Here is a 15,955-nt window from a genome sequence, read left to right on the forward strand (position 1 = left end):
GCCTCAGATGGCTTCCCCGTGGAGCGGGTAGGGGAAGCGGCCAGCGGGATCGTGCTTGCGGCGAACCTCGAGCAGTCGAGCGGCAACTTCGGGCGACCAGGAGGTGACCTTGTCGCCCGGCATGTTGGCGCGGCCGAAGAAGTTCACCTGCGTTCCACCGGTTGCCCACGGCTCCATCCCGGCGAACAGCCCACCGATCACCTGCGGGATGAGGGAATGCAGCAGTTCCGGCACGGGCGCGCCGACCACGTGCAGGCTGTAGGCCGCGTCGCGTCCGCCGACGGCGTTCGGCGGCTCGGGCATGCGCGAGAGGGCACCGCCGAGGCGACGTACCTCAACCGCGGCAAGCGGGACTTCAACGGTCGGACCGGACGCCGTCAAGAGGGCATCGGCGGCTGCGGTGTCGAACTCGTCGAGAAGGATGCCCCCTTCCATGACCCGCATCGGGTCAACCGGGTCGGCGTGGACGCGGCCGATCTCGGCGTAGGGCATCTCTCCGACCCCGTCGATGAGCGGGCGCGCGACCTCGCGAATCGGCGTCATCAGCGCCTCGGCGTCTTCAGCCGCGCCGACGTACCCGATCCGCACCGCGCACACGAATCGCCCGCGGAGCGGCTCAGGCAGTTCTGGGAGGGGCGGAAGCCGCAGCATCGCGACAGAAGTCGTCATCTCGTCGGGGAGGTCTCGTGACCACTCAGCGAATGTGCGCAGCACGGCCGGGGTGTCCTCGCCGGCGTAAAACAGCGCGCCGCCGTAGATGGTGGCGAGCGGGAACAGGTCGATTTCGACCTCCACCACGACTCCGAAACCGCCCTTACCGCCGCGCAACGCCCAGAACAGGTCCTGGTTGAATTCCGCGTCAGCTCGGACCAAGCCGCCGTCGGCTGTGACGACACTGATGGAGCGGACGTGGTCCGCCGCGAACCCGAAGGTGCGGCCGACGGGCCCGATACCGCCGCCGAGCAAGTAGCCGACGACGCCGACGTGCGGGGCAGAACCGCACAGCGCGGCAAGGCCGCGCGGCGCGGCCGCGGACAGCACGTCGGTCCACGTGGCCCCGGCTCCCACACGGGCGGTCCGCGTTTCGGCGTCGACGGACACGAAGGCGAGCTGGTCAGTGGCGATGGCGATTCCGTCGGTGATCGGGGCTTGTGCGCCGTGTCCCTTGCCGAGCACCCGCACGGGAAGGTTGTGGCGGTTCGCGAAGGTCACGGTTGTGACAACCTCTGCGACGGTGTGGGGCACCGCCACGATTTCTGGGGTGTGACTGATGTCGCGGTTGAAGCCGAGCAGCGCCGGCTGATACTCCGGATCGCCGGCTGCGTACGCGTTCGCGACGCCGGCGGCTCGGAGCTCGACGACGAGCGCGACATCCAGATTGGTCGACATAGGTTCCTCCAGTGGGATCGACGGATGACTCATTTGTCCCCCGGTCACCTGTCGCCAACCTTGCACCGCGACGCCGGCTACCTTGCGCCCAAGTTAGCGAGGTTCTTGCGGCAGCGACCGTAGAAAGGCGATGAGCACCGCGCGGACGTCGAGGTGAAGGTGAGGCGACGACGCGTGCACTGTTCGGGAGAAGGTCATAGCGTCAGTGAGCAGCATGATGTCTCGGCCGTGCTCAGGACTGACGGTCAATCCGAAGCGTCGCATCAGACTCGGAGCTTCGGCGTACGCGTTCGCAAGGAGCGGTGAGTCCGATGAGAGGACTCCGCTGAGAGGGTCCGCGGCAAGAAAGTCCATGACCAGCGCGTACCGTGCCCGCATGTCATCGGGACGTGCGAGGAGAGCTTGGACGAAGTCCGTCATCATGCTCGCAAGTTGCTCGATTCGCTCATCTGCGCTGTCCGCCGGTTGAGCGTCGGCCAGTGAACGGAAATAGCGATGCAGGTCGGCAAGGCTGCGTTCCGCCAGCCGTGACGCAATCAACTCCAGCAGTGCCAGCCGCGTGGATGCGTAGTAGGACGTCGATCCCTGCGGGAGTGCGGCTTCCCGGTCAACGGCGCGGTGGGTCAGGCCCCGCAGGCCATCGCGCGCGATGACCCGGACGGCGGCGTCGGCGAGCGCCTGGGGGCGGGTGGCGACGGATTCCTGTGACTCTTGCATCCCGGTGACTCTACAGGTGTATAGTCGGCGCATAAACCCTCTACATCTGTAGTGAACGGAGTGCTTGATGCGTGTCGCGGTAGTCGGAGCTGGAATAGGAGGCCTGTGCACAGCCATCGGGCTCCAACGTGCCGGCGCAGAAGTGGTCGTCCTCGAGCGCGCGCCGGAGCTCAAGTCGGTCGGCTCCGGGCTGTCGGTGTTCCCGAACGGAATCGCCGCCCTAGACGCGCTCGGTCTTGGGCAGCAGTTCCGCGACATCACCGCGGCGGATGCGGCGCGTTTGGACGCCGGGCAACGCCGTCCCGATGGTTCATGGCTGGCTCGCCTGCCGCACGACGCCGTCAGCGGATTGCGAGTCGTGCACCGGGCCGAGCTGCACGAAATGCTTGTTGCCGGCTTGCAGCCCGCTACGTTGCACCTCGGAACGACCGTCTCCGCAATCAGCATTGACGGGAAGACCGTCGAGTCCCTCAGCGCTAACGGTGCGGGAACCGCTGAGGCGTTCGATGTCGTTGTCGCCGCCGACGGCATCAACAGCGCCATCCGCCGCTCATGGCCAGGTGACCCCGGTCTGCGATACTCCGGGTACTCCAGCTGGCGGGGGGTCACCTCCCGGCCGGTGGATCTGCTAGGCGCAGCCGGGGAGACGTGGGGCCGTGGCCTGCGCTTCGGGATGGCTCCCCTGCGTGATGGGCGGGTGTACTGGTTCGCTGTGGCCACGATGCCGGCCGATGAAAAGGTCAACGACGAGTACGCCCGGGTCCGCGAGCTCTTCGGCGGCTGGCATGCTCCCATTCCGGCGCTGCTGGACGCCACCGATCCGGCCGTCGTGTTCCGTCTTCCCATCAACGACCTCGCCAATCCGCTCTCGACATTCCGCCGGGGCCGGTGCGTTCTTCTCGGCGACGCGGCGCACGCGATGACCCCTGACTTGGGGCAAGGCGCGAACCAGGCGATGGAAGACGCGGCGACTCTCACCGCCCTTCTGCAGCCGTTCGCCGCCCAGACGGCGCCGACTGCCGACGGGGTGGAGACCGCTCTCGCAACGTACGATCAGCTACGCCGTGCGCGCACGCAACCTATCGCGCGCCGGGCCCGCACCCTCGGCGCGCTGGCCCACGTTCCGTCGCGAACAGGCGTCGCTTTTCGGAACGCTTTGATGCGGCTCACGCCGGCCTCGGCACTCGGCAAGCAGGCCAAAGCGGTGCAGACATGGGCGCCGCCTTCCGCCGGCATGAATCCGACCGTCACTTCCAGCCCACGGTGAATACCGCAGCAGACACCGCCCCCGCCTCCGTCAGGACGGCGTGGATTCGTCTGCTCGGCAACATGCAGGCCGAAGCCGCCGACCTACCACCGGTCGCGCCTCAGCCTGGTCGCGTGGCCGCACTCCTCGCGCTTCTGGCGTTGGAGCCCGGACGCGTGGTCTCGGCGGAACGCCTGATGGATCAACTCTGGGACGACAATCCCCCGCAATCGGGGGTCGCCGCCCTCTATGTGTACATCTCCCGACTCCGCCGACAACTAGACGCAATCCACATCTCGGTAGCGACCCGCGCGCCCGGCTACGTTCTTGAGGTCGCTCCCGACGCGGTCGACACGGTCCTCTTCGCCGAAGCGGTCACCGCCGCCGAGGTGGCCCTCGATGAGGGTGATCTCGCCACCGCGGAACGGCAGCTGCGCTCCGCACGCGAGATATGGCGCGGCGATCCTTTCCAAGGCGTGTCGGCCTGCACGGACCTGATGCTCGAGTCGCAACGACTGCTGCGCGTTCGAGACCGCATGTCCGAGCTTGACGCACGTCTCCTCCTTGCCGCGGGGCAGGCGCGAGCGGCAGCGGACTTGGCTCGCACACTCACCGAACGCGATCCGCTCAGTGAAGCTCACTGGGTACTTCGCATCCAGGCCGAGCACGACTCCGGCAACACCGCCGTCGCCCTCGCGCTCTACGAGGAAGTTAGAGAGCTTCTCGCTGACGCTTTGGGCATCGACCCCGGCTCCCGCCTGCGCGCATTGCACGCCCAGCTCCTGCGTGAGGATGCCACACACATCGAAGCAGTTCCCCCTGCAGCCCTGCACGGGCCCGCACCGGAGCACGTCGGCATCGGCAGGGTGACGCACCTGCGTGAGATTGACACCTTCCTGCGCGCTGCCGGTGACCGCCGCGGTGGCGTACTTGTCCTGGAAGGCCACGCCGGTGTCGGGAAGACGTATCTCGCTGAACGGGCGGTGGACATCGCCGAGCGTGCCGGTTTCGCTACGACGTGGACGCGGACGGTGGAAGGCATGGGCACGCCACCGTTGTGGCCCTGGCAGCGCATCCTCGCCTCTCTTCCGGACGCGACTGACCCGACCGGCGCTCACGAACTCGCCGAACTCCAATTGACGCTCGGCGCGTCGTCGGATGCGGACGAAGCCCGCTTCCGATTGTCAGAGGCGCTCGTCTCCCGCGTCCTGACCGCAGCTCGTCAGCGCCCGCTCCTGCTCGTCTTCGACGATGTGCAGTGGGCGGATGCGGCGACTCTCCACGCCATCGGCATGCTGGCATCCGTCGTCCGTTCCTCCGCATGCCTCGTCGTGCTGACCGTTCGCCAGCCCGTGGCGCACCGTCCGGCTCTCGCATCGACCCTGGCGTCCTTGCAGCGTGAGACCACCACTCACCGGCTTCACGTCGCAGAGTTCACGGTGGCAGAGATCACGGCCGAGTTGCAACGCACAGCAGAGCTCACAGACGACGAGGCTTCGGAAGCTGCCGCGCAGCTGCAGGAGCGCACGGGAGGCAACGCCTTCTTTCTCACCGAGCTCCTTGCTGACAGCAGCTCTGACGCGCTCCCCGCCACCGTCGCGGACCTTGTCGAAGAACGACTTGCGCCACTCCCCTCATCGCTTCGCCAACTCGTGGACATCGCCGCCATCGCCGGTCTTGAGATCGATACCCCACTCCTCGCAACCGCCCTCGGACTCACCCCTGACGACGTGCTATCCCAGGCCGACGAGGTGTGCGCTGTCGGGCTGTGGCGGCAGGATGCCACCGGTTACGCCTTTGCTCACAGCCTCGCCCGAGACGCCGTCCTGGCGTCCATCCCCCGCGCCACCGCCGCCGACGCGCATCGGCTCCTCGCCGACGCGCTCGAACAAAGACACGTCGCCGACCTCGACCCCGTTCTCGAAGCCCTCGCCTACCACCGCTTCCGGGCGGCGGCGGGCATGAGCGACGAGCAGGCGTACCTGGTGTGCACCGCCGCCGCTGACCGCGCCGCGCGCAGTCTTGCCTTCGACCAGGCCGCCACCTTCCGCGAACGAGCGCTGTCGTCGACCCCTGCTGGTGACTTGCAACCGCGGCGCCGAGCCGAGACACTGCTGTCCCTCACCGCCGAGCGCCGTGCCGCAGGCGACGTCGTGGCCGCCGCCTCATCGCTCCGCCAAGCCATCCGCGCCGCCCAGCAACTGGGCGACGCGGGGTTCACGGTGAGGGTGCTCGCGCTGCTCGGCGAGGTCACCCTGTGGAACTGGCGGCAGTACGGGGAAGTGGACACCGACACCATCGCGGTGCTCGACGACCTCCTCTCTCACGCGTCGCTCACGGACGCCGAACGCACAGACCTGTCGGTTGCATTGGCGATGGAGCTGTACTACGCCGACGAACCCGTACGATCTCGCGCCGCCATGCTCACCGGCGCCGCGGTCGCCACCGCCTCAACGGGCACCGACGACGTGCGACGTTCCCGCGCATACAGCGCGAGCGTGTTCTCCGTATGGCGGCCGAACAGCGAACAGGCACGCCTGACAGTCCTGAATGACTGGCTGAGCGGCACATCCACCGCCGGCACAATGCACGGCGAAGTGGTCGCCCGGCTCCATCGGGCCAGCATCCACCTGGTACACGGCGACATTGACGCGTGGAGCGTTGACATCGAACGGGCTGGCGACCTGCTAACGCGGGCAGGTCGAGCAGAGTACGCCGCGCAGTACACGGCGCAGCTGGCCGGCGCCGCCCTACAGGCCGGACGCCTCGACGAAGCCCGCGATCTCATCGCCCGCACCGACGCAACCATGCGCCGCACCAGCATGTGGGGTGGATCGTGGGTCACCTGGATACAGCGGCTGACCCTTGCCCGCGTCCAAGGAAACGTTGCAGACATCGCAGACGAACTCCTCGCCGCCGCAGCCCCGGACGGACAACGATCCCTCCGCTCGGCGGCCGTGCTCGCCCTCGCAGAGGCCGGCCGCCTCGACGAGGCACGTGCGATGCAAGGGCGCTGGAACCTACGTCTTATGCCGCGGACGAGCACATGGTCGACCGACTTCGATGTCGCGCAGGCCGCTGAGGTCGCCGTTCACCTCGGAACGCCGCTGCTTAGCGACGCGTACGACCACCTCGCCCGCTCCACGTCACCACTGCTCATGGCCGGCACCGGGATCGCCATCCTCGGACCCCGCGACGAGCTGCTCGCCCGGATCGCGGTCCGTCTCGGACGACACGACGACGCGCGTGCGCACCACGCCCAGGCCCGTCTGCTGACCGACGACATCCGCTCGGCGCTCGGAGCACCCCCGGCCTGGCCACTCACACCCGTCGCCTGAATCGCCCGAGCCGACGCCCCGTGGTCAGCGACCACGGGGCCTCTTCGCACGTCTGTCCGCGCAGAAGCCTTGGGGAGTGCGAGATGACCCCGGAGCTCACGAGCTCCGGGGCCATCTCACTGTCACTCAGCTCGACGCCGCCGCCATATCAGCAGCATCGTTCCCAGCAGAGTGGCAACCAGTCCCGTTACCCAGCCGATTCCGAGAGCCTGCCCCGTCGCAGCGAGGTCGCGCCGTTCGTGCGACTCGGCTCCGGCATCCAGACCACTCTCACCATCCGGCCGCGCCGGCGGGGTCGGGTCCGTCGGGTCCGTGGGGTCGGTCGGGTCCGTGGGGTCGGTCGGGTCCGTGGGATCGGTCGGGTCCGTGGGATCGGTCGGGTCCGTGGGATCGGTCGGGTCCGTGGGATCGGTCGGGTCCGTGGGGTCTGTCGGGTCCGTGGGATCCGTCGGATCGGTCGGGTCCGTGGGATCGGTCGGGTCCGTGGGATCGGTCGGGTCCGTGGGATCCGTCGGATCGGTGGGGTCCTTCTCTACCCAGCGGAGGAAGTTGAGCTCGCGGAGATTCGCCCGGTCCGGGGCCCACGGGCTCCAGAAGTGCACGTCACCGGGCACCAGCGTGTTGGCATAGGAGGCGAACAGCACGTCGGTCCCATCATCGGACACCGCTGTCAGCGCCCCGGCTGGCCACGGCGACGCACCAATGTCGCACGAGGAGTTGTCGCACGACCCGTCGAACACCACTCGACCAGGATCTCCGTCGCGATCCACGTCGATCCGTTCAAGCGCTCCGGTCGATACGTTGAGGCGATACAAGCCGGCGTGATCGGCGTCTTCGAAGAAACCGAGCATGACGACGTACCGGCCGTCGCCGCTGAGTCTTGCCTGAACGGCCGGCGTATCGCCAATGGCATCAGGGTCGGTGCCGTCGCTGACCTCGGTCACGTCCCCAGTCTGAAGTTCGACGAGATACACGTCGTTCTTGAGATCCGTGTCGCCAGCGTTCGCGCCAAGGTCGCCCAGCGCGCGGACCAGCACGAAGCTGCCGTCGTCGGAGACGTCGAGAAGTTCGACGCCGACTGGAAACAGCTTCTTCGAATCCTCGCCACCGATCTTCCAGTCCGACCAGGTGAGCACACCAACCTCAGGCCCATCGACACGCACGATGCGCGAACCGTTCCCGCTGATCCGCGGAGCCGACGCCCCGGCCAGCGGCACACTCTGCTGCGCCCCGCTCTCAAGATCGTGCACGGTGACCCCAGGGCCAGTCGACAATGCAGAAACTAACCAGTGCGCATCGTCGCTGACCGTAGCCTGCTGAACATCCGCGTACCCGTCGAGAAGCCTCGTTGTCCCGTCCTCGAGGTCGAGCAGGGTGGAGCCGATTACGGCCAGCGGGTGCTGCGGCGACATGTGCACGTCGAAGTAGAGCACGTCCTCCGCCACCTCGAACCGGCGAACCGTGCCCGTCTCGGTGTCTTCAATCTCGACCGCGCCGCGGGCAGGCTCCTGGTCCGGCACGTCGTAATCCTCGGCGCCAATCAACAGGTACCGGCCACTGGCGGCGGACACAGATGGTGCTCTGCCGATCTCATCGGCGAACGCGACATGCGGGCTGCCTGCGGCATTGCGTTCGAGATCGATGGCGCCCACCGCTTGGTGCGGAGCGACCTGCACGGTCATCTCTTCTTCGGCGGTCACGCCGAATCGGTCGGTGACTCGTACTCGCGCGGTGTATTCACCCGGTGAGTCGTATCGGTAGACGAAGTGGTCATTCCGCTCCCATGAGGACACTGCTGGCAACAGTGGACGTTCGAGCACACGGTCCCACTGCCCATCCGCGTCCGCATCCAGCTCGTAGCGGACGATGCCTTGCTCGGGGTCGAGCGCGAGCACGTCAAAGCGTGTGTCGTAGCCTGCCTCGGGGCGGCCCGGAGTGAGCAGTCCCCGCACGACGGGCGCGGAGTTGGCCACCACGGTCACTCGCGCTACCAGTTCCGCCGGCTCGTGGTACGCGTCTCCCGGAAAGTGCACTAGCAGCTCGTGCACTCCCGGCTGCAGACCAGTCCCCAGATCCACCGGAAGCGTGTACCTGCCGTCGTCCCGGACGACAGCAGAACGTGCGCCCTGCCATGTCGCCTCGATACCGGAGTCGTCGCCCGCGCTCAAGATGCCCGCCGGTCCGCGTAGCACCACCGGCAGCCCGGTGACCGCACCCTGACCAACGGTGGGGTGTTCCTCCACGACAACTTCTCCCCGGACCACACGGACGGTGACCGTGGCGGGCTCGGAGACGTTCTCACCGTCGTCGGCGACATAGTCGAACACGACGTCGCCCACGAAGTTGTGGGACGGGCGAACACGGAGCATGTCGCCCGAGATCACCACATCAGCGTTCGCCGGTTGCTCCACCACGGAGTAGGTCAGCGCGTCACCGTTGGGATCAACACCCCGCAACCGCGCAGTCACATCCGTGGCGTAGGGCGTGTGCAACTCCACGTCGGGGACAGAAGGGGTGTCCCCTCCCGGCCCCTCGCCTTCGGGTCCAACATGCGCGGCCGCCAGACCGAGAACGCGGATGTTTCCTACTGCGACCGTCACTTCTGAGCCCGCGTATCCGGTCGCCAGTCGATCTAGGCCCGCGCTGTAGACCTGGTCCGCGGGGGTGTCATCCCCGGCGGTGCCGTCGTCTCGGAGCGTCGTGGACACCGTCGCACCTCGCGCGTCGACCGTCCGGGAGGCCAAGGTGGTGGGCAACTGCGAGCCATCGACTCGACCGGTAAGTCGCATGCCGCCATGGTCGTCGGTGGCGGTGAGGTCGGCTTCGACCGTCGTCACAAGCCCGTCCGCCCACACGGCCAAGACGATGGTTTGCGGCTCGGCGGCGCTGTTCTTGAAGCGGATCGTCCAATTCCCCTGGGCAGGATTGGCGATCTCGACGCTGCGGTCGAGCACGACGCCTGAGGTCCCTTCGGGCACGTCGACGGGAGAGCCGGAGCTGGGACCAATGTTCGCCGTGACCTCCCCGGGCGCAGACACAGTGAGCCCGATGCCGCTTGTCCCGCGCGGGACAGTGACCGCATATGTCGCATCGCCCGGAGCCACCGTCAGCGACCGAAGCTCCAGAAGCTGCGGGGAGCCCGGCTGCGTGAAGATATCGGTGAACCAGCCGGTCGCGCCGTTGATCAATACGCGGGCCGTCTGAGCGACAGCGTCCAGCGGAGACAGCGAGGAACCTGCCGTCAGCCGAGGAAGGAGGAAGTCGTGGGTGATTTCCTCGTCGCCGAGCATCTCCTCCAAGCGCACGCCATACGTCGCGACGTCGCCGTATCCGGACAGGACGGAGCTCGTGGTGCTGAACCCATCGCCGGGTTCGTCGGCGAAGCAGGTGGTTTCCTCGCTGTCGCCGGCTGCCACCGACACCGTGACCCCATGGGTACGGGTGACACGCTCGTTGAAAGCCGCCATCACGTCGCTGCGATATTCCAGGTGTGCGTCATCCAGGAACAAGTCCGCGCATGCGGCGCCCGCGTTCGGGGTCCCCAGCATGATGAGACGCTCGACCGTGCGGGCGTTCTCGTCGACGTACTGATCTACGAACAGGCGGGCAGCGATTCCACCGGTGGAATGCGCGACGATATCCACACGCGCGGCGTTGGTCAGCGCGCGGACCTCCGCGACGGAGGCCGCGATCTGCTCCGCGGCGGCATCGACGTAACCGGCCGGTCCCGCTGTCACGTCGGTGGCAGTGGTTTCGATGTGCCAGTCCTCGCGTTTCGCGTGGAGCTGCTCGGTGAGCGCGGCCCACCCGTCTCCGGTCCCCCATCCGCCTACGGCGATCACGGGGCGCGGTTCGACGGTCACCTGACCGGTGAGTGCTTGCACGGGTCCGTCGTCGGCGACCAGCGCCATCCGGATATCGAACGCCTCCGTGGGAGATCCGCCAGCCCACGCCAGGCCGGTTGTGTCCCACTCCCAGGTTTCGTCGCGTCGTTCGCCGGGGCGGAGCGTGAACGGCTCGCTCTCATGGCGCAGCTCCCCGTTGATGAAGAACTGTGCACGAAGCCCTTCGGCCGGGTCCCGGTGCGCATCGTCATTGTTGACCGCGGTCGCAGTGAGCCGGACTGTGCTGCCATCGACGGTGCGGTCCACGACCAGGATGCGATCATCTTCAGGCCCGTCGACGCGCTGTTCGTCCATGCGTCCGCCCAGTTCAAGACGGGGCGGCTGTGGCGCCTGTCCGTACGGGTAGAGCAGCACGTGCGTGTAGTCGTCGTAGTCGAGGTTGCCGAGGGAGGCGACGATGACCCGGTCGTCGGTGATGGCGGCCGTGCTGGTGTAAGCCCCCCAACCGCTGCCCGCAAGATCGCCGACCTCGTCGAGGATCGAGTAGACGCCTTCCCGCCACACCCACGCTCGGTCCAGAAGTGTCGGCCCGACCGCAACGTTCCCGACGACATCGCCCCGGACATTCACGCCGGTCGGCGTACCCTCGCCAAGCAGGACGGCACCGCCGTCCGCCGTCCAACTCCACGCACGCGGCGAAACCCCGGGATCGTCCGTCATACCGACGACCCGACCGTCCTCCCCTAGCGCAGTGGCGACCACACGCGTACCCGTGATGTCCGCCGGGAGAGTGATGGCGACCGGCTCACCGGCGGCCGGGTGGTACCAGCTGCGGGCGTTACCCGCGATGTCGACGTAGACGAGGTCTCCGCGGTCGTTGACATCCGTGACGACGCCCGGGGCGTCGAAGAAGAGCGGCTTTTCACCGGGGCTCGGCCACACGACGTTCTGCACGTTGCCTCCGCCTTCGGGCGTGAACTGCCCGAACACGCGGCCGTCGTCGTCCATACCGATGATGCTGACGTCACCGTTCTCGGGTGTTGACATGGACTCCCACAGGGTTCCCGTTTCGGTCCAGCACCACATCGGGTTTCCCTTGTCGTCGCGGCATGTGCCGACCAGCAGGTCGTCGGTCGCCGCCGCGACGGACTCTGCCCCGCCGAGTTCGGTTTGCCGGCCTGTGTCGAGAGAGATGCGGTACGCCTGACCCTGGACGGTGGTGTACGCGTCGTCGTTGGTGAGGACGCCGACGCGGGCGCGGCCGATGCCGGGAAGCATGCGCGTCACCCACTCGGGCATCTGCTCGTTTTCAAGGACTGTGACCTCGGCCACGTCATTGCCGAGCGTCAGCCCTGCGGCACCGGTCAGACGCACCTGGAAGCCCAGGTCTCCTCCCTTGAGTTCATCGTCGAGGATCTTCACCTCGATGAACTTCTCGGTGTCGCCCGGTTCGAAGGTGACGGCGCCGTCTGCGGCGACATAGTCCTGGCCGGCCAGTGCGGTGCCATCCTCGGTCTGCCATCCCACTTCCGCGGCTTCATTAGGCGCGCCGCTCAAGGTGACGGGTATGCGGACGGTACCACCGTCCTCGGCTACGGAGATGGCCTCGGGAACGCTGGCACACAGCCGCAGCAGCACCTTGAGGAAGGTGGGGTGCTGTTCGAACTGCGAGCACCCATCGAGGGCGTCAAACTCGCCGCTCAGCGCCGTCGCACGGACGATGTCGTACTCGCCAGGGATCGACGCGTCAGCGTCGGGCTGCAGGTCGAGGCTCCCGCCGAGTGACGCGGTGCCGGTGACGGTCAACGCGTCCTGCTGGAGCTCGCCGAGCCGTATACGCAACGCCGCGTCAGGTGATTGCCGGTAGTCGCCGTCGACCGTGAGTGTGTCATAGGCGTCCGCCGTTCCCGGTTCCACGGTTCCGCTGTTCTCGAGGAGGCCGAATACCGCACCGGATCCGGTCAGCGTCGCGCCCGGTGCGACGGCGACGACCCCAGAGCTGGCGTCGATGCCGGCACGCGTCGCGATCTGGGTGCGTCCTGCGAGCACGTCGACGCGGGACGCGAATACATCAGCGGTGTCGCGCACATCGAGCAAGCTGTTGGTCGTCAGGTCGGTGGCGAGGAATTGTGCGTCGTCATGGAGGATCAGGTCCCCGGCAAGTGCGGTTGTGCCGGTGCTGGTCCAGCCCCACAGGTCCATCCTTCCGCCGGCGTCGACTTCCAGGCGGCCCTCGGTGCCGATGGTGGTCGCTGCGCTGCCCTCCACCTCGCCGCCGGCGATGATGCGGGTGCCACCGGCCCCGGAGATTGAGCCGTTGAGGGTGGCGGCTCCGTCAAGTCGCAGGGTCGCGTTGTTCGTCAGGGTCACTAGCGCCTCGGGCACCAGCTCGACGGCTGCGTCCACATCCAAGGTGGCGCCGTCGATGGTGACGATGTTGTCCAAGGCCAATCGGCCACCGCCGCTGATGATGATCTCCGCGCCACCGTCAAGGATTCCACCGGCGATGTTCAATTGCGCGTCGTCGATGAGAGCGACGTCCGGGTGAGTGTTCGGAAGATTGAGCACGCTGGCTGCGTTCACCACCACTCCGGCTGCGATGGTGGAGGCGCCGGTGTCTAGTCGGAGACGCCCGATGGTGGTGTTCGTTGCAAGCTCACCTCCGCCCCAGGTGAGCTGGTCGACGACGGTGAAGTCGGCTGGGCCGGTGATGGCGCCGCCGAAGACCACTGCCCGCTCAGAGGTGGTGGGGACGTTGAGACGCAACGCGCCGCTGCTGACGAGCATGCCAAGATGAGCGGCCTCCTCTGTCTCGACGACGGCCTCACCGCCGACGAGGAGTGCTCCGAGATCGAGTGTCCCGAGAACTAGGACACGGCCGCCCTCGAGTGCTTCGACGTCTCCGTCACCTGTCAGCGAGCTGGGCTGTCCCCACCCGACGCGTGTGCTGACGTGGACATCATTGCTCTCGTCCACCGTCCACTCGCCCCAAAGGTTGGCGCCCCCGGCGACTTCGAGGCGGCTTTCTGTCCCGCCGACGTTCGTGCTCGACGTCGGTTCCGTGATCAGGAAGCTGCTGATGTTCGCGATGGAGCTTTGGACGGTGAATGTGTCGACGACGACGAGCGTGCCACCGTACACGGCAGCGTCGCTCGTCTGGGTGATGTGGAGCTCCTGCACGGTTAGTGCGACGCCGTCACCGATCCCGAGGCGAGGTGTCACGCCCCGGTCGTAGAGGTCGGTGAGGTGGACGGCCCGGATGGTTGACGGGCCGCCCAGTGCGAGATTTCCTTCGACGGCGACGGCTGCGTCGGCGACCATGCGCCCTGCCTCCGCGGTCACGCCGCTCGGCACCAAGATCTCGCCACCCAGCGCGCAGACCGTCTGGTCTCCGGTAGGCACAGCCGCCGGGGTCCAGTTCGTTGCGACGTCCCAGCGTCCGCCGGCTCCACCTGACCAGGTGACATCACACAGGGGCGGTTCCTCCGACGTCTGGAGTTCCGCCGCCGTCGTCAGCTCCTCGGGGAGCTGTGCAAGATCTTGTTCGAGTTCGTCCGCCCACTCGGGGTTCGGCGTGCTCTGGCTGGCCGGCGCGGCAGTGGTTTCCTCGGCGCTGTGGGCTGCGGGGACGGTGAAGCCGGCGACGAGGGTGGCGGTGAGGAGCGCGGCTGCAACGGCGCGCAGGCGCGAAGAGTGTCGGAAGGTCATCTCGGGTTTCAGGGTCAGCGGGTGATGGCGGGTTGCTGCAGGGCGGGGAGGAGGTGCTCGAACAAGCCGACCTCTTCGACGTTGTGTTTGACCCAGGCACGTTCCATGCCGGGAACGAAGACCCGGGAGCGGAGGTAGGTGTTGATGGGAAGGGCGAGGGCGGAGCGGGCGCCGACATCCATCACGGAGGTGTAGTGGGTGGCGTTCTCGGCCCGCGACCAGGTGTGCTCAAGCTGGAAGAACATGACCCCGGCGATACGCAGTACAAGGCGGATACCGGTGAGGTCAAGCTTTTCCACACGGTCGACAGAGTCGATGTAGAAGCGCTCGTCGCGCCCCATCGCCTCGACGATGCGGAAGCGCGCGCCCTCCCCGGCGCCGCCGCCGGGTGCGGAACGGACGAGTTCCCAATGGATGTGGTCTAGAGGGTGCCACGCTCGGTAGCGCGGCACGGTCTGCCCGGCGTAGAGCATGGTCTCGCCGATGTGGGAGAACCAGTCCAAGAGCATCTCAGGCGTGACGCCTTGCAGCGGCTCGTGGTCAATGGTGATCCGGAGCCGGCGGTGCGGAAACTCCTGGACGGAAACCCGATCCTCGCGCACAGTGCGAAGCGGGTACTCCATGCGCAGCGGTTGAGGCAGTGGGAGCCGGGACATGGTGTGACCTCTCGTTCGGCGGGTGTGCGGGTCAGTTTCATCGTCGAGCAGCGTTCTTTCACGGGCCTTTCGCGACCCTGATCCGCCCGACGCAACGTGCAAGTCAGCGGGATCCGTTGCTGCGATACCAGTCCGCGGTCGCACGGACCGACTTCTCGTACGGAGTCGGGTTCGCCCCGAAGCGGGAAGTGAAGTCGGAGGCGTCAATGGTGAAGGGCTGCTCGAACTGATAGATCATTTCTGCGCCCTCTCGCGCCAGCGGCCAGACCAGCCCGAGGGCCCTTCCAGTGCGGCTCGAGATGCGACTGATGTGCACGCGACGGCCGTGCCTGTCGGCAGCGAGCTGCACGAGGCTGCGGGCTGTCGTTGGCGGCGGCGTGGGAATCATCCACGCCCGCCCGGACGCGTCCTGTGCTGTGGCCAGCGTGATGAGACCCCGCGCAAAGTCGTCGATGAACATCGGCGTGATGGGAAGGTCAGGGTTGCCGATATAGACGGCGCGTCTGCCACGGGCGGCCGCGCCGATGAATCCTGCGTTCAGGAGCGACCCGACGTGAGGGCCGAACAACTCCGGGGCCCGGCCGATAACGACGTGAGCGTCGCCACGATGGTGCGCGGTGAGGAGCATCTCGCCCAGCCATGCCCGCAGGACGCCCTTGTTGCTCACCGGGTTCTCCGGCGTGCGCTCCGAGATCGGACCGGTGACCTTGCCATACATCCATGTGTCGTCGGCGAACACAACGCGTGCGTCATTCCCGCCGGCGGCCTCCACGATGGCCCGCGTCATTCGAGGGAAGTCGCTACGCCAGTTCTCGAACGTCGGCATCGCGCAGTGGTAGACAACGGCCGCTCCATGCACAGCACGCTTCACACTCGCCGGGTCCAGCGCGTCCGCGGCGACGGACGTGACGTTGACCGGCACGTCCCGTATTGCGCGCCGGCTCACCGCACGGACCGGGACGCCACGCGCGCTGAGTTCACGGACGATGACGCGTCCCGTCGCGCCCGTCGCACCAATGACGACGTGGGTGCCTTGAGACATAGCGAACTTCCCCT

Annotated in this window: 8 protein-coding genes; 3 read left to right on the forward strand and 5 right to left on the reverse strand. The window is 67.3% G+C overall.

Features of this window, described 5'->3' with window-relative positions; all coding sequences use genetic code 11:
- Nucleotides 1-3 precede the first annotated feature (3 nt).
- Together WYM_RS19130 and WYM_RS04025 are read right to left on the reverse strand one after the other, a co-directional pair.
- Nucleotides 4-1,389, reverse strand: a complete 1,386-nt coding sequence (locus tag WYM_RS19130; protein ID WP_019179548.1) for an FAD-binding protein — start codon at nucleotides 1,387-1,389, stop codon at nucleotides 4-6.
- Between the two features lie 93 nt (nucleotides 1,390-1,482).
- Nucleotides 1,483-2,106: a TetR/AcrR family transcriptional regulator gene (locus WYM_RS04025; RefSeq protein WP_019179549.1), complete on the reverse strand. Its 624-nt coding sequence runs from the start codon at nucleotides 2,104-2,106 to the stop codon at nucleotides 1,483-1,485.
- Between the two features lie 67 nt (nucleotides 2,107-2,173).
- Here WYM_RS04025 and WYM_RS19135 point away from each other — a divergent pair, with 67 nt between their 5' ends.
- Both WYM_RS19135 and WYM_RS20985 read left to right on the forward strand, forming a co-directional pair.
- Entirely contained in the window at nucleotides 2,174-3,373 is a 1,200-nt protein-coding gene (locus WYM_RS19135) for an FAD-dependent monooxygenase (protein WP_051008056.1), read from the forward strand.
- Nucleotides 3,374-3,486: 113 nt separating this feature from the next.
- Nucleotides 3,487-6,690: a BTAD domain-containing putative transcriptional regulator gene (locus tag WYM_RS20985; RefSeq protein WP_192813707.1), complete on the forward strand. Its 3,204-nt coding sequence runs from the start codon at nucleotides 3,487-3,489 to the stop codon at nucleotides 6,688-6,690.
- Between the two features lie 122 nt (nucleotides 6,691-6,812).
- On the opposite strand, the gene WYM_RS22345 is transcribed toward WYM_RS20985, so the two are convergent.
- On the reverse strand, nucleotides 6,813-12,173 hold the full coding sequence (locus WYM_RS22345; protein ID WP_192813708.1) for a Calx-beta domain-containing protein: 5,361 nt from the start codon (nucleotides 12,171-12,173) through the stop codon (nucleotides 6,813-6,815).
- Nucleotides 12,174-12,188: 15 nt separating this feature from the next.
- Here WYM_RS22345 and WYM_RS22350 point away from each other — a divergent pair, with 15 nt between their 5' ends.
- On the forward strand, nucleotides 12,189-12,320 hold the full coding sequence (locus WYM_RS22350; RefSeq protein ID WP_272943135.1) for a hypothetical protein: 132 nt from the start codon (nucleotides 12,189-12,191) through the stop codon (nucleotides 12,318-12,320).
- Nucleotides 12,321-14,257: 1,937 nt separating this feature from the next.
- Here WYM_RS22350 and WYM_RS04045 read toward each other — a convergent pair.
- Complete coding sequence (locus WYM_RS04045) at nucleotides 14,258-14,866, reverse strand: hypothetical protein (RefSeq protein ID WP_202802620.1); 609 nt, start codon at nucleotides 14,864-14,866, stop codon at nucleotides 14,258-14,260.
- A gap of 136 nt (nucleotides 14,867-15,002) precedes the next feature.
- Complete coding sequence (locus tag WYM_RS04050) at nucleotides 15,003-15,941, reverse strand: NAD-dependent epimerase/dehydratase family protein (RefSeq protein ID WP_019179553.1); 939 nt, start codon at nucleotides 15,939-15,941, stop codon at nucleotides 15,003-15,005.
- Nucleotides 15,942-15,955 lie beyond the last annotated feature (14 nt).

The sequence above is a fragment of the Microbacterium yannicii PS01 genome (assembly GCF_000304335.1).
In the GTDB taxonomy this organism is placed as follows: domain Bacteria; phylum Actinomycetota; class Actinomycetes; order Actinomycetales; family Microbacteriaceae; genus Microbacterium; species Microbacterium yannicii_A.